This window comes from Mesorhizobium erdmanii (assembly GCF_013170725.1).
Classification (GTDB): Bacteria; Pseudomonadota; Alphaproteobacteria; order Rhizobiales; family Rhizobiaceae; genus Mesorhizobium; species Mesorhizobium erdmanii.
In genome coordinates, this window is sequence record NZ_CP033361.1 from 1,763,371 (window position 1) to 1,784,609 (window position 21,239).

At 61.0% G+C, this 21,239-nt stretch carries 18 protein-coding genes; 11 read left to right on the forward strand and 7 right to left on the reverse strand.

The window, feature by feature from the left end; all coding sequences use genetic code 11:
• Window positions 1-25 precede the first annotated feature (25 nt).
• The gene (locus EB233_RS08515; protein ID WP_244277837.1) at window positions 26-607 is read left to right on the forward strand and encodes a hydrolase; all 582 of its coding nucleotides are present in this window, start codon (window positions 26-28) and stop codon (window positions 605-607) included.
• 256 nt (window positions 608-863) lie between these two features.
• Here EB233_RS08515 and EB233_RS08520 read toward each other — a convergent pair whose 3' ends face one another.
• A complete protein-coding gene (locus tag EB233_RS08520; RefSeq protein ID WP_064992485.1) occupies window positions 864-1,295 on the reverse strand; it encodes a DUF2267 domain-containing protein in 432 nt (143 codons plus the stop codon).
• Window positions 1,296-1,759: 464 nt separating this feature from the next.
• Here EB233_RS08520 and EB233_RS08525 point away from each other — a divergent pair, with 464 nt between their 5' ends.
• Window positions 1,760-1,954 carry a hypothetical protein gene (locus EB233_RS08525; protein WP_064992340.1) on the forward strand — a complete coding sequence of 65 codons (195 nt, stop codon included), beginning with the start codon at window positions 1,760-1,762 and terminating at the stop codon, window positions 1,952-1,954.
• 54 nt (window positions 1,955-2,008) lie between these two features.
• Here the strand turns inward: EB233_RS08525 and EB233_RS08530 are convergent, their stop codons facing one another.
• Window positions 2,009-2,551, reverse strand: coding sequence for an Hsp20/alpha crystallin family protein (locus EB233_RS08530; RefSeq protein WP_064992339.1), 543 nt, complete (start codon window positions 2,549-2,551; stop codon window positions 2,009-2,011).
• 366 nt (window positions 2,552-2,917) lie between these two features.
• Between EB233_RS08530 and EB233_RS08535 the strand changes: the two genes are divergently transcribed.
• The 3 genes from EB233_RS08535 (at window position 2,918) to mgtA (ending at window position 7,859) form a co-directional block, all read left to right on the forward strand.
• Complete coding sequence (locus tag EB233_RS08535; RefSeq protein WP_064992338.1) at window positions 2,918-3,670, forward strand: SDR family NAD(P)-dependent oxidoreductase; 753 nt, start codon at window positions 2,918-2,920, stop codon at window positions 3,668-3,670.
• Window positions 3,671-4,375: 705 nt separating this feature from the next.
• The gene (locus tag EB233_RS08540) at window positions 4,376-5,185 is read left to right on the forward strand and encodes a universal stress protein (protein WP_064992337.1); all 810 of its coding nucleotides are present in this window, start codon (window positions 4,376-4,378) and stop codon (window positions 5,183-5,185) included.
• A 10-nt stretch (window positions 5,186-5,195) separates the two neighbouring features.
• A complete protein-coding gene (gene mgtA / locus EB233_RS08545; protein WP_081294388.1) occupies window positions 5,196-7,859 on the forward strand; it encodes a magnesium-translocating P-type ATPase in 2,664 nt (887 codons plus the stop codon).
• Window positions 7,860-7,955: 96 nt separating this feature from the next.
• Here the strand turns inward: mgtA and EB233_RS08550 are convergent, their stop codons facing one another.
• On the reverse strand, window positions 7,956-9,146 hold the full coding sequence (locus tag EB233_RS08550) for an integrase core domain-containing protein (protein WP_064990865.1): 1,191 nt from the start codon (window positions 9,144-9,146) through the stop codon (window positions 7,956-7,958).
• A gap of 337 nt (window positions 9,147-9,483) precedes the next feature.
• Here EB233_RS08550 and EB233_RS08555 point away from each other — a divergent pair, with 337 nt between their 5' ends.
• Window positions 9,484-11,865 (forward strand): phosphoketolase family protein, encoded by a 2,382-nt coding sequence (locus tag EB233_RS08555; RefSeq protein WP_064990830.1) that lies wholly within the window; start codon window positions 9,484-9,486, stop codon window positions 11,863-11,865.
• A 61-nt stretch (window positions 11,866-11,926) separates the two neighbouring features.
• Window positions 11,927-13,102, forward strand: coding sequence for an acetate/propionate family kinase (locus tag EB233_RS08560; protein WP_064990831.1), 1,176 nt, complete (start codon window positions 11,927-11,929; stop codon window positions 13,100-13,102).
• A 715-nt stretch (window positions 13,103-13,817) separates the two neighbouring features.
• Here EB233_RS08560 and EB233_RS08565 read toward each other — a convergent pair.
• The gene (locus EB233_RS08565) at window positions 13,818-14,465 is read right to left on the reverse strand and encodes a helix-turn-helix domain-containing protein (RefSeq protein ID WP_064990832.1); all 648 of its coding nucleotides are present in this window, start codon (window positions 14,463-14,465) and stop codon (window positions 13,818-13,820) included.
• A 232-nt stretch (window positions 14,466-14,697) separates the two neighbouring features.
• Here EB233_RS08565 and EB233_RS08570 point away from each other — a divergent pair, with 232 nt between their 5' ends.
• From EB233_RS08570 to EB233_RS08580, 3 genes are all read left to right on the forward strand, one after another.
• Window positions 14,698-14,871: a hypothetical protein gene (locus EB233_RS08570; RefSeq protein WP_155765408.1), complete on the forward strand. Its 174-nt coding sequence runs from the start codon at window positions 14,698-14,700 to the stop codon at window positions 14,869-14,871.
• 87 nt (window positions 14,872-14,958) lie between these two features.
• Window positions 14,959-15,942, forward strand: a complete 984-nt coding sequence (locus tag EB233_RS08575; protein WP_064990833.1) for a zinc-dependent alcohol dehydrogenase family protein — start codon at window positions 14,959-14,961, stop codon at window positions 15,940-15,942.
• 118 nt (window positions 15,943-16,060) lie between these two features.
• Window positions 16,061-16,549 (forward strand): cupredoxin domain-containing protein, encoded by a 489-nt coding sequence (locus EB233_RS08580; RefSeq protein WP_081294212.1) that lies wholly within the window; start codon window positions 16,061-16,063, stop codon window positions 16,547-16,549.
• A gap of 144 nt (window positions 16,550-16,693) precedes the next feature.
• Here EB233_RS08580 and EB233_RS08585 read toward each other — a convergent pair whose 3' ends face one another.
• Together EB233_RS08585 and EB233_RS08590 are read right to left on the reverse strand one after the other, a co-directional pair.
• Window positions 16,694-17,284, reverse strand: coding sequence for an NAD(P)H-dependent oxidoreductase (locus tag EB233_RS08585; RefSeq protein WP_064990855.1), 591 nt, complete (start codon window positions 17,282-17,284; stop codon window positions 16,694-16,696).
• A 150-nt stretch (window positions 17,285-17,434) separates the two neighbouring features.
• Complete coding sequence (locus tag EB233_RS08590) at window positions 17,435-17,821, reverse strand: DUF302 domain-containing protein (RefSeq protein ID WP_064990856.1); 387 nt, start codon at window positions 17,819-17,821, stop codon at window positions 17,435-17,437.
• A gap of 149 nt (window positions 17,822-17,970) precedes the next feature.
• On the opposite strand from EB233_RS08590, the gene EB233_RS08595 reads away from it, so the two are divergent.
• Window positions 17,971-20,652, forward strand: coding sequence for a bifunctional acetate--CoA ligase family protein/GNAT family N-acetyltransferase (locus EB233_RS08595; RefSeq protein WP_064990857.1), 2,682 nt, complete (start codon window positions 17,971-17,973; stop codon window positions 20,650-20,652).
• A gap of 177 nt (window positions 20,653-20,829) precedes the next feature.
• On the opposite strand, the gene EB233_RS08600 is transcribed toward EB233_RS08595, so the two are convergent.
• The gene (locus EB233_RS08600) at window positions 20,830-21,228 is read right to left on the reverse strand and encodes a c-type cytochrome (protein ID WP_027054331.1); all 399 of its coding nucleotides are present in this window, start codon (window positions 21,226-21,228) and stop codon (window positions 20,830-20,832) included.
• Between the last annotated feature and the right edge of the window lie 11 nt (window positions 21,229-21,239).

Sequence of the window (21,239 nt, forward strand, 5' to 3'; positions counted from 1 at the left end):
TCAATAGCGCTACTGGCGACACATCGTGTTGACCGGGATCAATGCCGACAAGGTCTTTGGCTGCTCTGCTGCCGCCTGGTCACATCAGGAGGTAGTCATGCGGACGAACGAAACACCGCACTACGACGCCAGCGTCAACACGACGGGCTGCTGCCCCAAATTCAACCCGGGCGGCTGGGACGATCAAGAATTGCACTTCACCGACAAGCCGTTCGTGAGGGCCACAACCCACAGCGTCATGCATGTTCCGGTGAACATGGGCAGCGTTTTTGCCCGCGCCAGCGAGCACATCGACGACGCCGGCGCCTCCGCCGAGGGCCAGTATATCGTTCTCAGCCGCGATCTGTCGCCGTGGACAAGCGAGCATCTTTTCTCGATATCGAAAGCCGTGCCGGGGGAGGAAATGACCACGCTCACGGGCGACTTCATCACCAAGGTTTTCGAAGGGGCGTTCGAGCAGGTGAGGGGCTGGCACGAGGAAATGCTTGAGCTTGCGCGCCAACGCAATCCCAAGGCTGCCGATGTGTATTTCTTCTACACGACCTGCCCGAAATGCGCCGCGGCCTATGGCAAGAACTATGTCGTCGGCGTGGCGAAAATCACCTGAAATCGGCTCGCGTCAGTCTCAAGGCTCAAACCAGGTGCCCCGGCGCTGCTTGGCGATCTCGGTCGCGGCACCAATCTTGGGCCCCATCGAGCCAGCGGAGAAATCCTTCCCCAAAAGCTCCGTTGCTCCGACGCGCGCAGCGCCCGGGCCGCCGGGGTGCCGTAACCCATCTAGACCGCGTCGATATCCGTGAGCGTCAACAGTGCGCTGGTTTTCGGCGGCCATGGGTTCGCCGCGCCGCAACGATCGCGAAACATCACTTATCCTTCGGCCAAAGCTCTCGCAGCGATTTCTTCATCGAATTGCGGACTTGAACGATCTCGCCGTGGGAGATGTGCCGGTCGAGGAGCCGGAACACCGCTCCTATAGCCTTGTCCACGTCGATCTCGGGCTCGTAGCCAAAGCTGTTGCGAACGCAGATGGCGAAGTCGCGCTTCGTGCGTTCCCATGTCGGCTCGGCCGGGTTCCAACCTTCGAAATAGATGCCTCTTATGAGCGTTGGCAACTGAGCCGACAGATCAGCCATTTCTTCCGGCGACAGCCAGTCGCGCACGGTGTGGAGGACCGCCTTCAACAGGCGGAAGGCGCTTTGCTCGTTCCAGTCCAGATCCTTGGCGAGCTCGTTCACCCATTGCTGCGCCTGCTCGGCGGCATGTGTGATGGACGCGTGCGAAACGGAATGTGTCATGGTTGTCATCCTTCAATCTGTTTGCATCTTGCGTTGTCGCGACCCGGGCGCATTGCGCCGGATCAAGTTTTTGCGTTCTTCAGCCGCCTGCCCTGTTCACCAGCAACCGGACAATCCGGTCGCCCTTGGCGACGGCCGGCCGGCCCGGCGGGGCACAACGGTTTGCCAAGCGCATTCCAGGTCTCCACGAGCGCATCGTGCGGCGATTAACTCATCCGAATGAAAGGGCAGCGGTGTGATGCGCAGCCGCTCCTTGCCGCGCGACGTGGGGATGCCGGCCCATCCCGAAATCGTCGTTGGAGCACCAGACTTTGACTTTTCCGAAGCCGTCTGGCGCGCTGCAATGTCAATCGAGCCTAGACCAGGCCCCCAGTCCTGCAAGTGAACAAATGGGGTAGGATACCGACGGCGCTGGGTGTAACCTCTCGCCCGCATGCGTCTGAGCGATAATTGAAGGGACTGTCGTGGACCGGTTCATCGCAAGGGCCAATATCGCCCATTTGGAAGACCTGCTCGCCAGAGAAATCGACCCGGAAAAGCGACGGGTGGTCGAGACTCTGCTTGCCCGTGAAAAGCACAAGCTCGAAATCGCGATTCATCAGGCTGATACTGCTACCGAGCAAGACGGGCCTTCGAAGATCGAGGACCCTGCAGCTTGACTCGACGAAGGCTTCCTCAGTGCGGTCGCGCTGAGGAAGCGAACATTCGCGCGGTCAAGCGGCTTTGACGGCAATCTTCTTTTCGGCCTTCTGCGCTTCGGCGGTCTTGGGCAGCTTCACGGTAAGCACGCCCTTGGTGAAGCTGGCGTCGATCTTGTCGGCGTCGACCCCTTCGGGCAACTGGAATGACCGCTGGAACGAGCCGTAGCGGCGTTCCGAGAGATAGTAGTCCTTTTCCTTTTCCTCCTTCTCCTCGTTCTTTTCGCCCTTGATCGTCAGGACGCGGTTGGTGAGCTTGATGTCGACGTTCTTCTCGTCGATGCCGGGCAGTTCAGCGGTGATCTCGAATCCGTTAGACTTTTCAACGAGGTCCATGGCCGGCGCCACCGACCAGGCATCGCTGCGCAGGGCCGGCAGGTCGCGACTGAAAAGCGAACGCGTGGAGGGCAAACGGAAATCGAAGGGGTGGAAATCGTCGAAAAGCCGATCGACTTCGCGACGCAGACTTTCGAACGGCCCCATCCAGTTATCCGACCTGGGGGCGGCAGGAGCGTTCTTCTCGGATTTCACGGGTAGTTTGGTAGCAGCTTCAGCCATTGTTCGTCTCCTTTAGACAGATTTCTGGACAAGTTGCTGCCTCCGCTCTTCCACCTCCTCCTAGGAGGCACCGGAGCGGTGATAGCGAGCTCGCTCGCCAGGGGATGAACCGGCAATTTTCCGCGACTCCCATGTGCAGGACTCGTCGCATCGCCAATTCATGACTGGCCTGTCGAGGTAGTCATCAAAGCCTGGGGATGAGCAGCGATCCTTGATCGGCGTCAAATAAGACGAAGAAAGCCGAACTCAGCTCAAACATCCTCCAATGCCACGCCGCACAGGAATGCGATCTCGATTTGACTGCGGTCAAGGCACTGACCTTCAGCGATCGCTATTGGCTACCTGATCAAACGGAGTCTTACGAACATGGATTTCAAAGGCAAAACGGCGATCGTCACCGGGGCCGGATCGGGAATTGGCGCAGCCATTGCCCTTGAACTGGCCACCCGTGGAGCGCATGTCGTCGTCGCGGATATCGACCATTCTTCAGCGGTGGACACCGTTACGCGGATCGCGTCTGAGGTCGGGAGTGCGCTCGCCTTCGAGGTCGATGTCGCCGACGCCGAGTCGGTCAGAGAGATGGCCAACTTCGCCGTGAAGGAGTTCGGGGGATTGCATCTCGCGGTAAACAACGCCGGTATCGGCGGGCCAAGCGAAACCACGGCCGATTATCCGCTGGAGGATTGGCGCAAGATCATCGATGTGAATCTCAACGGTGTCTTCTACGGCCTGAAATACGAGATTGCCGCCATGCTCGAGACGGGAGAAGGCGGAGCCATCGTCAACATGTCGTCCGTCTTGGGTTCAGTTGGAAGGCCGAAGGCCTGTGCCTATGTGGCGACCAAACATGCGCTGGTGGGGCTGACGAAGGTCGCGGCGATGGAGTTCGCCGCGCGAAACATCCGTATCAATGCCATCGGCCCGGCCTTCATAGACACGCCGTTGCTGACCAAGAATCTGGATCCGGACGTGATAGAAAGTCTGGCAGAATTGCACCCGGTCGGGCGGTTGGGTACACCCACGGAAGTCTCCGCGCTTACCTGTTTCCTTTTATCAAGCCAGGCAAGCTTCATAACCGGCAGCTACCACCTGATCGACGGCGGATACACAGCGAGATGATCCGCCAAGGCCGCCATGCGTCACAGAAACGATGCTGCGGGAAGCGGTGCCTGTCGAGAAATGATTCAAATCAAAGCGCCCAACCATCGCTTGGATCAAGGTAATCCGATGTGGAATCCTGTCGCCAGCGCGCCACTCGGCCCCAGTCTTCAACTGGCTGTCTTTGATCAAGACGGTGTGCACGTGTTGATATTCCCTTGCAGGAGGGAGCCGATGGGTTGGAGAAATGCTGCGACCGGCGCACGCGTCGACGTCCATCCCACCCACTGGCGTCCGTGGAACACGGATGAAAATGATCCGGATGCTCTGCGAGACCCAAACTAGCTTTTCGGGTCGGCAACCAATGCCCTGCGCACCAGATGCGATAGGCTGCCAAGATCATAGGCAATGTTTGGCTGGACTGCCCCTGGTGGTATAGACAGGCCCACCTCTCCTTTGAGCATAGGAGGCAGCTCGTGTTCCGACAACTCGTCACGTCTCGACGGACGGCCTGACGAGCCGGCGGTCCCTGTGACGGGGTCTACGGAAGCTGGCTCCCCATTGCTCGCATCTCATCCTGCACCTGGAAGAACGCTAGCGATCGCTGGTTCAGCACCCATGCATCCATTCGCAAACACGAGGCTCCGCCGTTTGACCGACATCAAGGCATCACATGCCACGAGATGGCAATCAAGAGGCTATCCTTTGCTCAAGCGAGGTGCTCGCATGTCCTACAAAACGATTGTCGTCAACCTGGCCGTGGACGCAGACCCCGCACCGATCGTCAAGCTCGCAGCGGAGCTCGCGCAGCGCTTCGATGCTCATCTCGTCGGCCTTGCGGCCGCGGATGTTCCGCCTCTGGTTTCGACAGGAGAAGGCTTGGTCTACGAAGGCGAGGTGATGCAGATCCAACGCACCGAAATCGAAAAGCGCCTGGCCGAGATGCACGGCATTTTCGAAAAGCTCGTTCCGGCCGCGGTCAGCAGCGAGTGGATCCAGTATGTCTGCGGCCCGACCCGCGCCTTGGGCCAGGTGGCCCGCTCGGCCGATCTAATCGTGACTGCCGACGGCGGCGGGGATGTCTACCGCGCGGTCGATATTGGCAGCCTCGTTCTTGGCGCCGGTCGACCAGTGCTGGTCGCCGCGGCCAATGCCGAACATGTGCTGGGCAAGACTGTGCTTGTCGCTTGGAAAGACAGCCGGGAAGCGCGAAGGGCCTTGTCCGATTCCTTGCCGTTTCTGGTTGCAGCCAACGAGGTTGTTGTCGCCACCATGCAATCCGAATCCGCGGAAGATGTTCGAGACAGCCTTGCCGATGTCGCGGCCTTTCTGGAGCAACACGGCATCACGGCGCGAACGGAAACTGTCGCTGGCGATGCTGACGCCGACAGGTTGTTGACCTTTGCGCGATCGATTCATGCGGATCTGATCGTTTCAGGAGCTTATGGTCACAGCCGGCTGAGAGAATGGGCCTTTGGCGGCGTTACACGCTCGCTGATCCGCGAGGGCAGCGTCAATCGCCTCCTGTCCAATTGACGGGATGGCCATGGTGACCCATGCGACAGACGAGGCGGAGCGGCTGAACGCCATGGCAAACGAAGGCCATTCGATCGGTCGTTCTCCCGATCATGCCCAGAGCCCCTATTGGTCGCTCGGGACAGATCAGTTGGTGGCGGAACTGGAGACCTCCACGTCTGGTCTTTCGAGCGTCGACGCGGCGGTCCGGCTCGGGAAATTCGGTCCAAACGCATTGGCGTCGCGCTCCGCCGGATCGGCGTTGGCAGTCTTTGCCCGCCAGTTTCGCAGCCCGCTGGTGCTGATCCTTGTCTTTGCCGCAGCCGTGTCGATGTTTGTCGGCGAGGGCCGTGAAGCTGCGATTATCGGCGGGATTGTACTGGCTAGCTGCGTCCTCAGCTTCACCCAGGAGTACGGTGCCTCTCGCGCGATGGAGGCGCTGCAGCAGCGTGTTTCCCGCAAGGCAACCGTGCTGCGTGATAGCCTCGAACGCATGATCAATGTCGAGGACATCGTCCCAGGCGATGTCGTCTGCCTGTCAGCTGGCAATCTCATTCCCGTCGACGGCGTGATCCTGGAGGCCCGGGATTTTAATGTCAGCGAATCCGTCCTAACCGGCGAGACGTTCCCCGTCGTGAAGTCCGCTGGCCGGTCTGCTCCCGAAGCTGGCATCGCACAACGAACGAATGCCGTCTTCACCGGTACGTCGGTTCGCAGCGGGACGGCGAAGGTGCTTGCGGTGGCCACGGGAGCGCGCACCGAGTTTGCACTGATCGCCGAGGCTTTGGAGCGGCGGATTCCCGAGACCCAGTTCGCCCGCGGCATCAGGATGTTCGGATATCTGATGACCGAGATCATGCTTGTGATCGTCATCCTGGTGTTCTTCGCCAACTTGCTGCTGCATCGGCCCTTGATCGAATCGCTGCTGTTTTCGCTTGCCCTCGCCGTTGGACTGACGCCCGAACTGCTTCCCGCGATCATCAGCGTCACTTTGGCCAGGGGCGCGCGGATGATGGCCGCCAGCGGTGTGATCGTGCGTCGCCTCGATGCGATCGAGAACCTCGGCAGCATGGACCTGCTGTGCACAGACAAGACCGGAACGCTGACGGAAGGCGTCATTCACCTCGACGGATCTTTCGATGTCGAGGGTAATGCTTCTAAGGAGGTTCTGCTCTGGGCACGGCTGAACGCGACTTTGCAGACCGGGCTGAAGAATCCCCTCGACGAGGCAATAGCGAATGCCCAGCCAGGACAGGATGATCTGCGCGGCTTCACCAAGCTTGACGAAATCCCATACGATTTCGTTCGCAAGCGGTTGTCGGTCGCCGTGAAGGGAGGAAAGGACGAACAGATACTGATCACCAAAGGTGCCGTACAGAACGTTCTCGATGCCTGTGTCTTTGTGCGAGGTTCAGACGGCCAGAAATCCCTGGGCGCGGCGGAACGCCAAGCCATCGACGAGAGGTTCAGGCGCTGGAGCGGGCAAGGGTATCGTGTTCTGGGTCTGGCAATCCGGCGATACCAGGACAATGCGGGCTTCAGCCGCGATGACGAAACGGCGATGACATTTGCGGGATTCCTGCTGTTTCTCGATCCGCCAAAGGAAGGCGTGCGTGAAACGCTGTCCGCTCTTGCCAGCAGGGGCATCGCTGTAAAGGTCATTTCCGGCGACAACCGCTATGTCGCCGCCCACCTGGCCGAGGCTGTAGGTCTGCGGTCCGACAGGATCATGACCGGCGAAGACCTGTCGAAAATGACGAAAAATGGCCTTCTGGCCGGTGTCCGCAATACCGATCTCTTCGTCGAGATCGATCCGAACCAGAAGGAGCGTATTGTCGAAGCGTTGCGCCGGAGCGGCCACGTCGTCGGCTATCTCGGCGACGGCATCAATGACGCGCCGGCGCTGCATGAAGCCGACATTGGCATTTCCGTCGATACGGCTGTCGATGTGGCTCGGGAGGCCGCCGACATTATCCTGCTCAAGCGCGACCTGGGTGTACTGGTGCGGGGCGTCGACGATGGCCGCAAGACGTTCGCCAATACGATGAAATACATCTCCATCACGACCAGCGCCAATTTCGGCAACATGATCAGCATGGCCGCCGCGTCGCTCTACCTGCCTTTCCTACCGCTGCTGGCCAAGCAGATCCTGCTGAACAACTTCCTTTCCGATATCCCGGCCCTAGCGATAGCGAGTGACAATGTCGACGCCGACCAGCTGCGCAGGCCGCAGCACTGGGACATCCGTTTCGTCAGGCGCTTCATGGTAAGTTTCGGTCTGGTGAGCTCCCTATTTGATTTCGCGACCTTCGCCTTCCTTCTCGTCGTGGTGCATGCCGCAGCCGCAGAATTCCAGACTGCCTGGTTTGTGGAATCACTGCTCACCCAACTTTCCATTCTCCTGGTCGTGCGCACGCGGAAGACATTCTGGCTAAGCCGTCCGAGCAGGTTGTTGGCATGCCTCGCGCTCGCGGTTGGCATCGTCGCCGTGACCATGCCCTACATGCGGTTCGCCGCTTGGTTTGGGTTTGTCCCTCTTCCACTGTCGGTACTTGCAGGCCTTCTTTCAATTTCGGCCGCCTATGTCCTTGTTTCGGAATTCACGAAGGGGTGGGTTTTCGAGCATGGCAGCCGGGCACATCGACCAACTGCAAGATTGCTGCACAGCCGGAAGGTCCTCAGGTCCAAACAGTGAAGACCATTATAGTGGAGCGGCTCCAATCACGACCAGGTGTCCAGCCGATAGATGGGTACCAGTTTGAACCGGATACATGGGTAACAGTTCTCCCCCTTATGATGGGTTCGCCGCCGCGCCAGGCGGTTTGGTTGGTGTGGCGCTTCGGCGAACCAGTTTCATGTGCTTGTGGTCGATGAAGCCGAGCGGATGGGCATAGAAGCGCATCGCCCATTCGCCGTTCTCAGTCTCTTCGATGGCAATCGGCTCGCCTGCCAGCGTGGCCGAGACGTAGATTTCGGCGCCCTGCCATTTGACGGCGCCGTTCTGGCGCACGCTGCGCACCGCCGCCTCGGCCGGATAATCCGGCTCGGGGGGCTTCCTGGGCATGGGACGGGTTGAGGGACAATAATGCTGTGATGGGGTGCCCATGCCAAGCGCCTCGTGCGGGCGCTCTTCATTGTAGCTGCGCCGGAAGGCCTCGAAGGCCTGGGCTTGAGCCGCCCTGTCGGCCTCCGGTGCCTTGGCCATCGGCAGCATGGTCAAATGGAAACGCTCATGGCGCCCGTTCTGCTGCGGCTTGCCCGGTTGGATGCGCTCAAGGGCGATGCCGAGCTTGATGAAGCGCGCCGCAAGCGGCGTCAGCCCGGCGACGCCGGCCGACGCAAATGGCGAGCCATTGTCGCTTCTGAACCGATCCGGCAGGCCGTTCTCCTCAAACAACCGCTCAAACACAGGCCAGGCTTCTTCATCCGCCGTCGAGCTTGTTGCCTCGAGCCCCAATAGGTAGCGGCTCGACACATCCATCACCGTCAGCGGTTCGCAACGCCATCCGTCGCGGGTCCGGAACCAACCCTTGTGGTCCCCGGTCCACACCGCGTTCGGCTCCGAAGCTTCCGGCCATGGCCCATTGCCTGCCGCCTTCCAGCGTTTGCGCCTACGCCCCACAAGTCCATGCCGCCTCAGAATCTCACCGGCCGTCGAGACCGCAGGCCAGCCGCAGCAGGGCTCCGCTCGCTTGAGCCTGGCCATGATCTTCTTGGGCCCCCACAGCGGGTGGATCTCCTTCATAGCCACGATCCGCCCCACCAAATCCTCGGCCGTCGCCCGGCCGTGATTGAGCGGCGCTCGCGGCCGATCGTGCAAACCTTCCGGACCAAACTCCCGATAACGCCCTAGCCATTTGTAGCCGCTCTTGCGCGAGATGCCGTAGGCCGCACACAGCTGCGTCATCGTCTCCTCGCCAGAAAGGCAGTCCACAACAAACCGGAGCCGCTCATCCATGATGCCAGTCTCTCGCCAAACCATCGCCGGTCCTCCCGGCGGACAAGAAAACTGTCACCCATCTAATCAGTCCATTCTGTTACCTATCTATCCGGTTCGGACACAGGATGCTGCCTGGCTTCCCAAAGTTCGTTGCGTTGAACCAAAGGGGCCCTGCGTTGCCTTCGCGAGATGAAGCGACAACTCGGGGCGCGTTCAGATCCGCCTGCCTCGGCATTTGCGATGGATCAAGGCTCGGTCGTCCTTCGCCGGATAGATCGATGGCGACCGGTGTTGACACCGCCCCGTCGTGAACCAGTGGCAAGCATCGACGCGTTGTGCCTCAGCCCGCGTCGGTTTGGAACCAGCGAAGGAACGAGAAATGACCGAGCATCCCCGCACCAGTCGCTTGTCCGCCCAGGAATTACATGACATCGATGCCTACTGGCGCGCCGCCAACTACCTGACCATCGGACAGATCTACCTGCTCGACAACCCGCTGCTTCGCGAGCCTCTCCGGCTGGAACATGTCAAGCCGAGGCTGCTGGGTCATTGGGGAACATCACCTGGCCTCAGTTTCATCTACGCGCATCTCAATCGGGCGATCAGGCAGCGCGATGTCAATGTCATCTATGTCTGCGGTCCTGGTCATGGCGGACCGGCGATGGTGGCAAACACCTATCTTGAGGGTACCTACAGCGAGACCAATCCGGACATTACGTTGGGCGAGGCCGGAATGAAGAAGCTCTTCAGGCAGTTCTCATTTCCAGGCGGCATCCCAAGTCATGCGGCGCCCGATGTTCCCGGCTCGATTCATGAAGGCGGCGAGCTCGGCTATGCGCTTTCGCATGCCTATGGCGCGGCCTTCGACAACCCGGACCTTGTCGTCGCTTGTGTCGTGGGTGACGGAGAGGCGGAAACTGGGCCGCTCGCCACCTCCTGGCATTCCAACAAGTTCCTCAATCCGGCGCTTGACGGCGCGGTGCTGCCCATCCTCCACCTCAACGGCTACAAGATCGCCAACCCCACGATTCTGGCTCGCATCCCCGAGGAAGAACTGCGTGCGCTGTTCATTGGCTATGGCTACGAGCCGCTGTTTGTCGAGGGCGACGATCCGGCCTTGATGCATGAGCGCATGGCAGTTGTGCTCGACGATGCCCTTGACCACATCAGGGCAATCCAGGATGCGGCCCGCGGCGGCCTAAAGGCGGCACAGCCGCGGCCGAAATGGCCGATGATTGTGCTTCGAAGCCCGAAGGGCTGGACTGGTCCCAAGGAGGTAGATGGACTGAAGACCGAGGGTTTCTGGCGTTCCCACCAGGTTCCACTTGCCGGCCTCGCCGAAAACCCCGCGCATCTGAAGATGCTTGAAGAGTGGATGAGAAGCTACCGGCCTGAAGAGCTTTTCGATGGCGCCGGCGCGCCTGTGGCCGCGATCCGCGCCACTGCACCGGAAGGTGAAAGGCGCATGAGCGCCAATCCACATGCCAATGGCGGCCTGCTGCGTCGGTCCTTGGAATTGCCTGGCTTGCATGAGCACGCCGTCCCGATCGAGCGGCCCGGGGATGTCAAGGCGGAGTCGACCAGGGTCATGGGTAGTTTCCTGCGCGATGTTATGACGTTGAACCAGGGCAGCAGGAACTTCCGAATCGTCGGGCCGGACGAGACGGCTTCGAACCGCTTGCAGGATGTATTCGAGGTGACGGAGCGCGCCTGGATGGAAAGGATACTTCCCGAGGATGTGCACCTGGCGCGGGAAGGCAGGGTTCTGGAGATTCTATCCGAGCACACCTGCCAGGGCTGGCTGGAAGGTTACCTGCTTACCGGGCGCCACGGCTTCTTCTCGTGCTACGAGGCCTTCACGCACATCGTCGATTCCATGTTCAACCAGCATGCGAAATGGCTAGATGCCTGCCGCAAGCTCGCCTGGCGGCGGCCGATCGCTTCGCTGAACTATCTGTTGTCCAGCCATGTCTGGCAGCAGGAGCATAATGGGTTCAGCCATCAGGATCCGGGCTTCATCGACGTGGCCTTGAACAAGAAGGCGGACGTCGTGCGCGTCTATCTGCCGGCGGATGCCAACAGCCTGCTTTGCGTGACCGACCATGTGCTGCGGACATGGAACCGCATCAATGTCGTCGTCGCCGGCAAGGCCAATTCCTGGCAATGGCTGTCCATCGATGAGGCGAAGGTCCACTGCAACGCCGGCATCGGCATATGGGATTGGGCATCGACCGACCGTGGGGCCGAGCCGGATGTGGTGATGGCCTGCGCCGGCGACGTGCCGACGCTCGAGACGCTGGCTGCTGTTCAGATCCTCAGACACCACATTCCCGACCTCAAGGTTCGTGTCGTCAACATCGTCGATTTGATGACCCTGCAGCCAAAGGAACATCATCCGCACGGTCTCTCGGATCGGGAGTTCGATGCGCTGTTCACCAGGGACAAGCCCGTCATCTTCGCATATCACGGATATCCATGGACCATCCATCGTCTGACCTATCGACGGACCAATCACGACAACATCCATGTACGCGGTTACAATGAGGAAGGAACGACGACGACGCCCTTTGACATGACCGTGCTGAACGGGCTTGACCGCTATCACCTGGTGCTCGGCGTTCTCGAGCGCATCCCCGAGCCGGCCGGCGCGCATATTCGGCTGAAACAGGCCATGGAAGGCAAGCTGATCGAGCACCAGGCCTATATCCGCGAGCACGGACAAGACATGCCCGAGATACTCGGTTGGAAGTGGGAGCAGTAGTGATGGCGAAGCGCCAGGCTGACAGGATCGGACCCGCAACAGTGGGTGGAGCCAGTCGACCGTGACGGATGTAATTCTTGTCCTCAATGGCGGCTCGTCGAGCCTGAAGTTCGCCGCCTTTCAAGGCCGCGACGAGCTTCATCTGCTGGTGCGTGGCAGTGTCTCGTCTATGGGCGAGCGGCCCCGGCTTCACGTCGCGCCCACGGCAACGACGCCACCGTTCGACAGGAGCCTAGGCGAACAACCAATCTCCATCGACAAGGCGTTTGAAGCCATTGCGTCCTATCTGGCAAACCGTGGCCTGTTGCGCCGGGTGCGCAAGGTCGGACACCGCATCGTGCATGGCGGTCGGGAGTTTGCTCGCGCAACGCCGCTCGATCAGCGCACGCTCGACGCCTTGCGCGGGCTCGCGCCGCTCGCCCCGATTCATCAAGCAATCAACCTGGAACTGGTCGGCTTGGCCAGCCGCCTTCTGCCCGGCGCAACGCAGGTCGGCTGCTTCGACACCGCCTTTCACGCGACGCAGCCCGAGCTCGCAAGACTTTATGGCTTGCCGCATGAGATGTCGGAGCAAGGCATCGTGTCCTATGGGTTCCATGGGCTGTCCTACAGCCATATCGCGAGCGAGCTCCGCAACCGTTACGGCGCAGCCGCCGGTGGCAGAACGATCGTTGCCCACCTTGGCAGCGGAGCGAGCCTGTGTGCGATGAAGGCAGGCGCAAGCCATGCCACCACGATGGGTTTCTCGACGCTTGACGGCCTCGTCATGAGTACGCGTTGCGGCGCGATCGATCCTGGCGTCCTCCTGCACCTCCTGCACGACCGGAAGATGTCATCCGATGGACTGATCGACTTGCTCTACGAGCGATCCGGCCTGCTGGGGGTATCCGGCATCTCCGGGAATATGCAGACGCTGCTTGCGTCGAGAGATCCGGCGGCGATGCGCGCCGTCGATCTCTTCGTCTATCGCGTCGGCCGTGAGGTCGGGTCGCTCGCAGCGGCGCTCGGAGGCCTCGACACGCTCGTGTTCACCGCGGGCATCGGCGAGCATGCGCCGGTGATCCGACAGGGGATTTGCGAAGCTGCTGGATGGCTGGGCGTTGCGATCGACAGGGAGCTGAACGCCGACAGCGAAGAATTGATCAGCACCGGGGATTCCCCTGTCGATGTTCTGGTCATCGCAGCGGACGAAGAGCGTGCGGTGGCTGCAGAGTTGCTCGAGTTCGAGGCGGTTTGATCACGACAGCCGCCAGTTGGCGGGGCGCCGCTCACGTGCCAGAGTTGTCCACTCACGCGTGGGTATCCCTCAGGGGGGGAAGCCATTCGTCGGCCCGCTACCGGTTCAAGATCTGACGGCGGACTCCCCAAGGACTGAAAGCCAAGATGGTATCTAGCTCGCCAACTTGGCGCCGAGCTTCCGCTGAACCAAGACGAGTGTCGGGTCGTCGGGGTCGGTTTTGACGGTGAAACCCATGTCGCGTTCAAGTTCGATCGCCGCGCGGTTTTCGCGGCTCTCGATCGACTCGATCGTCTCGATGTCAGGTCGTCGGCGTAACGCGCCATATAGCCGAGAAATTCCCAGCCGACGCCGAGATGTTTGCGGTCCTCGCGGATGCAAATGGCGACTTCGCCCCGGCGGTCGGCCGGATCGGCTGCGAGCGTCGCTACCGCGATCAGCATTCCGTCGGTCGAAAAGGCGAGAAAGTTATGGATGTGGGGATCGTCGGAACGGGTCATCGCCACCAAGCGCTCATGCGACACTTCCCGCAACGCGCCGAGGAAACGGAAGCGCAAATCCTCTGGCGTTACTACATGCTTGAAGAACTCCGCGACGAGCTGCTCGTCGTCGGGGCGAGCGCGGCGCACTTCGAACCGAAATCCCGTGTGCGTGGTGAGCGTGCTTTTCATTGTCGTCCCTCTCAGGACTTTTGCGTGAAACTGGCTCGAATGCCTCATTCCCCCATCGCCAGCAGCGTGTCCCGCTTGATGATTTCGATGCTGCGAAGGCTGAGCAGGCGGATCACACCCTTCTCTCTCAGGCGGGTGAAGACCCGCGAGACGGTTTCGATTGTGAGGCCGAGATAGTCGCCGATGTCGTTTCGCGACATGGGCAGTTCCACCTGCCGCAGTCCGCCCTGACTCTCCGACATTTCGATGAAGAATGCCGCTACGCGCTCGATGGCGTTCTGGCGGCCAAGTACCAGAAGATGTTCCTGCGCCCGGGTCAGGCCTTTGAGTGCGAGAGGCAGAAGCTGGCGCGACATGTCCGTGCCTGATGGAGCGCGGAAGACCCGGACACCGGTTGCGTTGATCGCTTCGGCGAAGAAATGGTGAGTGGGGTCGGCCTCGAAGCCGAAGGTTTCTCCCGCCAGATGGAACGCGCTGATCTGCCTGCGGCCGTCGGCGAGCAGGCGGTAGATGCGGACCGCGCCGAACTCGACCTGGTAGAGGGCACCCGCCTTTTCGCCCTGGGCGTAGATCTCGGCGCCTGCCGAGAAGAAGCTCACCGGCTGCACGGTCGCGCCGTCAAAGATGGCAGCCGGGTTCTGCTGGAGGAGGTATGACGGCAGTTCAATCTTGGCGGAGGCTTGAGCGTACATGGCTGTGGTCCCGGTGAATCTGTGACAACAGCAATCGCGCAAATCCCGCCACGCCGAAATTCGGTTATGTCCCTACGGGAAACTACTTAGGCCGAGTTCGAAAGCCCCCGATCTATCCAGCCCCCGCCGTGCAAGACGCGCGCTTCATGCGATTGACCACGATCAAGGCCGGCATGAATTGGCTGGGCGACCATCCGGTCAGAACCAACCATGCAAACAAGGGAATTTGGCCATGACCTCCGACATCATCGAAATCTGGGCCGGGATGCTCGGCCTTGCCTATCTTGCGGCCTTAGGCCTTTATTTCGAGATGCTTTCCGCTCGGAAGCGCAGTCACGTCGCGGCGAGCCATGGCTTCGGTGGTCGCATCAGGCCGCGCGCGATGGAGAGCAAGCACTCCCGATAATTCCATTTCCCGTCAGGTAGTGCATTTCCCTTTTTTGCCGAGCGGGCGGCAGACTTAGCCACAATCATTTCCGGACTGAGGTGTTTCATGAGGGCAATGGTGCTGGAGAGGCCGGGCACTCCTTTGAAGGCCACCGATCGCCCCGACCCTACGCCGCGACCGGGTGAAATAAGGCTCAGGGTCGAAGCCTGTGCGGTATGCCGGACCGACCTGCATGTCGTCGACGGCGATCTGCCGCGCCCGAAGTTGCCGCTTGTCCCAGGCCACGAAATCGTCGGCATCGTGGATCTGGTTGGTGAGGGCGTGTCGCCGTCTCGGCTTGGCCAGAGAGTAGGCGTTCCTTGGCTCGGACATACCTGCGGGCATTGCCCCTATTGTGTCGCTGGCGCCGAAAATCTTTGCGACGAGCCGCTCTTCACCGGCTACACGCGCGACGGCGGCTTCGCGAGCCATGTCGTTGCCGATCAGCATTTCGCTTTCGAGCTCGACGCCGCGGCGGACCCGGTGTCGCTGGCGCCGCTCCTGTGTGCAGGGTTGATCGGCTGGCGCTGCCTCAAGAAGGCGGGCGACGGCCGAAGACTGGGCATCTATGGCTTCGGTGCCGCAGCACATATCATCACCCAGGTCGCGATCTGGCAGGGACGAGAGATATTCGCCTTCACACGTTCCGGCGACATCCAGGCCCAGCAATTCGCGCGCTCGTTGGGCGTTGTCTGGGCAGGGTCGTCCGATGAATTACCCGCCGCCGAGCTTGACGCGGCGATCATCTTCGCACCGGTTGGCGAACTGGTGCCCGCGGCGTTGCGGGCTGTGCGCAAAGGCGGCCGCGTGGTCTGCGGCGGTATCCACATGAGCGACGTCCCATCGATGCCCTACCGACTTCTCTGGGAAGAACGAGAGTTGGTGTCAGTCGCTAATCTCACTCGCCGTGACGCGGAGGAATTCTTTCCGATGGCACAGCGTGCTCAGGTGCGCACGCACACAAAAGTCTATCCGCTCGAGCAGGCCAATCAGGCGCTGGACGATTTGCGGATGGGCAGGCTGAGCGGCGCCGCTGTCCTGACGCCATGATGCCGCGGATGAGTTGCCGCCGGCCAGTTTGATTTAGCGCAAGGACAGCGGACGACTGCGCGAGCAGTGTGGATAGATAATGTCAGCGCTTGTGCTGTCGTACTGATGGAGGATCAATATGAACACCGTTTCCAAGCTGGGAATTGCCGTCGCCATGCTGATGGCCGGCACTACCGGTTCGGTCTGGGCTGCTTCGCTTGTCCAGGTCTCTCTTTGGGACAAGGGCGCGAGTACGGAGATGCCGATGGGCCTCGCCTACGCGACGCCAGGACTGGACATCTCAAAAGCTACCATGGGCCTCAAGGTCTCGCCCGGCGCGGTGAAGGCCGGAAAGGTCACTTTCAAGGTCAAGAACGATTCCAAGGATACCGTTCACGAAATGATCGTGATGTTCCTTGCCGACCCGAAAAAGCCGCTCCCTTACATTGACGCCGAGAACCGGGTCGACGAAGACAAGGCGGGCGACAAGGGGGAGGTTTCGGAACTTGATCCGGGCAAATCAGGCGCTTTGACCGTTGACCTGCAAGCGGGAAAGTACCTGCTCATCTGTAACGTGCCAGGCCACTACGGCGCCGGCATGTGGGCCGAATTTACCGTCAATCCATAGGCTCGTCGGCCGACATCCGCGATCGTCGCTGCCTGCCCGGACGGACAGGTTCCAGAAGTTTGGGCGCATACCAAGATTAGTGGCTCCGGGATTTGTTGCCGCGCCGGCAATCCAAATTGCCTTCGCGACTTCCGGAGCAGCGTCTCAAAGCCCTCGCTGGCCCAGCTCGCGCATTCGCCCGATCCACTTAGCGCGTTTCGCGTCGCTGGCGCTTGCGACCATGCCGAACAAGGTTTCGCGCACCGGCCTGATCCCGACAAAGTTGAGAATGCCGCGCCGCATGCCGGCAATCCCGTGGCTGAAGAACCATATCCGGTAAACGGCCGCCGGCATTCCCATCGTCACCACCAGGCGGGCGGAGCGGCCGCGCAGCAAGGATTTGGCGAAACCTTCGCCTTTGGCCGGGTAGGCGAATGCCGTGCCTGGTCGCATCACCTGCTCCAGGAAAGCCTTCAGCATGGCCGGCACGGTGCCCAGCCAAAGCGGGAAGACAAAGACGAAATGCTCCGCCCAGACGACTGCCTCTGTGGCCTCTCTTAGGCTGTCGGGAATCTTGCCATGCTCGAACTCCTCCATTGTCCGGAGCATCGGAAAGTCCAGCAAGGCGAGGTCGATCTTGCGCACGGTGTGGCCAGCGCGTTCCGCGCTTTCGGTATACGCAGAAGTCAAGGCCCGGCAGAGCCGGTCGGGAGAAGGGTCGGGATGGCCGATGACAACGAGGATACGGCGTGGCACCACTTGGCTCCTACCAACTGAGGGACTGCTGACCATTCGCGGCTCTACGATGCGCTAGGTGGGGTGCCGTGTCGGTCAGAGCTTTGAGATTTCGTTCCGCCTTGCCGCGAGCAAAGTCTTCCAGCACCGTGCCGCCCATGGCGTCGGCCGTCAAAGTTCGCTGATCAATTCCCGCAGCAACAACTGGACATCCTTTGCTGTTTCGGCAAGTGCTGGATTTTTGACGGACCCCATCGCCGCTGCCGGATCGACCGCGGCAATTTCGACTTTGCCTGGCGAGATCTCGGTCACGATCACGTTGCAAGGCAGCATCGCGCCGATCTTGTCCTCGGCCTGCAGTGCGCGCCATGCGAAATGCGGATTGCAGGCGCCAAGGATCATGTAGGGCTTGAAATCGACGCCCAGCTTGACCTTCATCGTGTGCTGGACATCTATCCTTGTCAGGATGCCGAAGCCCTTGCCGGCAAGCTTTTTGGTGACATGTTCGATCGCCGCGGCAAACGGCATGTCGAGGTTTCTGCTGAAATAGTAACTCATCGGATCTTCCTTCAACGAAATACCTTCGCCCTCAGAGCAGCTTGGTCGCATCGTCGCTCTAGCTAGCCGCAGGGTGCCGGTGAAGCTTTGATCCAGCGCAATGAATGTTCGCCGCCTTCGGTGAATGTGGCGGCGAGGAGTTTTCCGGAATGACAATCCGAAATCTTGAATATGCCGTTTCGCCGAAATCCGTCGCTGTCATCGGCGCGACCGGGCGCATTGGCTCGGTCGGTTGCGTTGTCTTCGACAACATTGTCAGCGGCGGCTTCGAGGGAGAGATCTGGCCGGTTAATCCCAAACACTCACAGGTGGCCGGCCACCGCTGCTACGGCAGTGTTGCCGACCTGCCGGGCATTCCCGACCTGGCCGTGATCGTTACCCCTCCCGACACCGTTCCCGGGATCGTGCGCGAGCTTGCTGAGAAGGGGACACGTGCCGCCGTTGTCATCACGGCGGGGCTCAATCACGGGAACGGACTGCGCCAGGCGATGCTCGATGCAGCCAAACCTTGGCTTATGCGGATCATCGGGCCAAACACGATCGGGTTGATAGTCCCTCCAGCGAAGCTCAACGCCAGTTTCGCCCATATGGCCGCGAAGCCTGGGAACATCGCGCTGATCTCGCAGTCAGGCGCGATCGCCACATCGCTGATCGACTGGGCGGCCGAGAACAATGTCGGCTTTTCCCGGATCATTTCCCTCGGCGAGATGGCGGACGTCGACGTCGGCGACTGCCTCGACATGCTGGCGGGCGATTTTCACACGCGAGCTATCGTGATGTATCTCGAAACCATACCCAATCCGCGCAAGTTCATGTCTGCCGCACGGGCGGCTGCACGCCTCAAGCCGGTTATCGCAATCAAACCTGGCCGGCACGAACAGGCGGCCAGGGCGGCGGCGACACACACAGGCGCGCTTTCGGGCGCGGACAGGGTGGTGGACGCCGCGCTGCGGCGGGCAGGGGTGCTGCGTGTGGATGATCTCGCTGAGTTGTTCGATGCCGCTGAAACGATCGCGCGCTATTCTCCGCTCGAGCGGGCGCGCGTCGGCATCGTCACAAATGGCGGCGGCGCCGGCGTTCTTGCCGTCGACAAGCTCGTCGATCGTGGTGGCGAGTTGGCTGAACTTGCGCCTTCGAGCATTGCGCAGCTCGACCGTGTGCTGCCGCCGACCTGGTCGCGTGCGAACCCGATCGACATCGTCGGGGACGCGGCACCGAAGCGCTATGGGGCGGCGCTCGAAGCCTTGGCGGCGGATCGGGGGACGGACGTCATCCTGGTGATGAACTGCCCCACCGGGCTTGGTTCTTCGGCAGAAGCGGCCAGGAAGGTGGCCGAGCTCGGCGACGAGGGCGAGATCGGAGGAAAGCCGCTGCTGGCGTGCTGGCTCGGCGAGCGCACCGCCAACGAAGGCAGGCGCATCCTGACGGAAGCCGGCATTGCAAGCTTCGAAACGCCGGAGGATGCGGCGATCGCCGCGTCCTATCTCAGCGAATGGTCGCGGGCTCAGCGGGCGCTCCTGCGTACGCCCTCGAGCTGGACTGAAGGCCAGGCTGCCGGCAAGGCAGCGGCGTATGCCATCTTCAGGCAGGTAGCCAGCGAAGGGCGACGCATGCTGACGGAGCCGGAAGCAAAAGCGGCAATCGCCGCCTACGGCATCCCTGTGCCGCGAACCATTGTTGGAAGGTCTGCCTCTGAAGTGGCGCAGGCAGCCGGTCAGCTTCTCGAAAACTCTGAAAGAGTGGTCGTCAAATTGCTGTCGAAGGTGGTTTCGCACAAGTCGGACGTCGGCGGCGTGGTCCTCGATATTGCGACCGCCGACAAGGCTGCGGAGGCCGCCCAGTCGATCGAGACAAGCCTGCGCACGCAGTCACCAGGGACAGAGGTGGACGGCTACACTGTGCAAGCCATGGTCGTGCGCAAGCATGCACAGGAGCTCATTTTGGGCATGAACCTGGACCCGATGTTCGGCCCGGTCATTTTGTTCGGCGCCGGCGGCACAGCGGTCGAGGTTGTGAATGACACCGCGATCGCCCTGCCGCCGCTGGACGATGTGCTGGCTAGCGACGTGATCGACGCGACCAGGGTAAGCCGCCTGCTAGCCGGCTATCGCGATCGCAAGCCGGCCAACCGCGATGCGATCATCGCCGCGCTGAACGGCCTGTCGCAAATGATCGTCGACTTCCCTTGCCTGGTGTCGCTCGACATCAACCCGCTGCTGGCGGACGCAGAGGGTGTGATCGCGCTTGACGCCCGTATCGAAATCGACCCACGACGGGTGGATGAAGCGGCGCCAAACCCGGCTCTTGCGATCAGACCCTATCCGTCAGGATGGAGTCGCGATTTTGTCTCCGACGGTTTCTCCTTCCACATCAGACCGATCAAGCCGGTTGACGTCGCGCTCTATCCCGCGTTCCTGGCCAAGATTTCGCCCGATGATCTACGGCTGCGATTCCTGTCCGTGCGGAAGAACTTTCCGGACCAGATGCTGAAGCGGCTCACCCAGCTGGACTATGATCGCGACATCGCCTTCGTCGCGCTTGAAAAGGACACGGGAGCGCTGGCCGGAATCGGCCGGCTTTCCTGCGATCCCGATCACCGGACTGGCGAATATGCGCTGCTCGTGCGGTCGGACCTGCAGGGCCATGGCCTCGGATGGGACCTCCTGAACCAGGTCATCGACTATGCGAAGGCTGAAGGCATCGGTCGCATCGAGGGCATAGTCCTCAACGAAAACAGCAAGATGCTTACAATGTGCCGGGAGTTTGGATTCTCGGTTGCTCACCATCCCAGCGAGCCGGGCCTTTCTGTTGCGACTTTGGAGATCATCTAAGCGACGCCAAGGCCTGTCATCCGGTCTTTCTGAAGCTGGCAGTAGTTGAAGCAGCGGCCTCGACCAAGGCCATCCTCTCGGCGGTGATTTCGTCCGCATCGATTTTATGCCAGGTGTTCCCCCCTGATTTTGGTTGCATCATTCTTCGGCCTCGCCGCTGAAGCCCTGCAAGTCTTGCTAGCGCTGGAGCGTCTGGACGTAACCGGCAAGGTTTTGAATGCGTTCCGTGGTTACGGCCTCGCCGCCATAGGGACCGTACTTCTTCACGTCGTCGGGCAGGAACTGATTGCCCCAAACGGGCATGTCGCGCGCGCCATGCTCTGGAACGAGGCCGCGGCCGTCGATCGTCGCGTAGACCCGCCAGTAGGGGAACTCCCCGCCATTGCCCCTCGTAAGCGTCGTCAAATTCGCGGGGCGCTTCCGCAATACGTCGGCCATTGGTCCGTCGCCCCTGCCGTCCGCGCCGTGGCAGACGGCGCAGGAATTGAGATATTCCTGCTGCCCATTGCTCATCTGTTGTGCCGCCGCGGTGCTCAGCGTCAGCGTAAAAAGACCCATCGTCGTCCAGAATCTCATCGAATCCGCCT

Excerpts from the sequence above, each read along its gene's own strand:
- EB233_RS08520 (WP_064992485.1), bottom strand. The coding sequence starts at position 1,295 with ATGACACATTCCGTTTCGCACGCGTCCATCACACATGCCGCCGAGCAG.
- EB233_RS08530 (WP_064992339.1), bottom strand. The coding sequence starts at position 2,551 with ATGGCTGAAGCTGCTACCAAACTACCCGTGAAATCCGAGAAGAACGCT.
- EB233_RS08535 (WP_064992338.1), top strand. The coding sequence starts at position 2,918 with ATGGATTTCAAAGGCAAAACGGCGATCGTCACCGGGGCCGGATCGGGA.
- EB233_RS08540 (WP_064992337.1), top strand. The coding sequence starts at position 4,376 with ATGTCCTACAAAACGATTGTCGTCAACCTGGCCGTGGACGCAGACCCC.
- mgtA (WP_081294388.1), top strand. The coding sequence starts at position 5,196 with ATGGTGACCCATGCGACAGACGAGGCGGAGCGGCTGAACGCCATGGCA.
- EB233_RS08550 (WP_064990865.1), bottom strand. The coding sequence starts at position 9,146 with ATGGTTTGGCGAGAGACTGGCATCATGGATGAGCGGCTCCGGTTTGTT.
- EB233_RS08555 (WP_064990830.1), top strand. The coding sequence starts at position 9,484 with ATGACCGAGCATCCCCGCACCAGTCGCTTGTCCGCCCAGGAATTACAT.
- EB233_RS08565 (WP_064990832.1), bottom strand. The coding sequence starts at position 14,465 with ATGTACGCTCAAGCCTCCGCCAAGATTGAACTGCCGTCATACCTCCTC.
- EB233_RS08570 (WP_155765408.1), top strand. The coding sequence starts at position 14,698 with ATGACCTCCGACATCATCGAAATCTGGGCCGGGATGCTCGGCCTTGCC.
- EB233_RS08575 (WP_064990833.1), top strand. The coding sequence starts at position 14,959 with ATGAGGGCAATGGTGCTGGAGAGGCCGGGCACTCCTTTGAAGGCCACC.
- EB233_RS08580 (WP_081294212.1), top strand. The coding sequence starts at position 16,061 with ATGAACACCGTTTCCAAGCTGGGAATTGCCGTCGCCATGCTGATGGCC.
- EB233_RS08590 (WP_064990856.1), bottom strand. The coding sequence starts at position 17,821 with ATGAGTTACTATTTCAGCAGAAACCTCGACATGCCGTTTGCCGCGGCG.
- EB233_RS08595 (WP_064990857.1), top strand. The coding sequence starts at position 17,971 with ATGACAATCCGAAATCTTGAATATGCCGTTTCGCCGAAATCCGTCGCT.
- EB233_RS08600 (WP_027054331.1), bottom strand. The coding sequence starts at position 21,228 with ATGAGATTCTGGACGACGATGGGTCTTTTTACGCTGACGCTGAGCACC.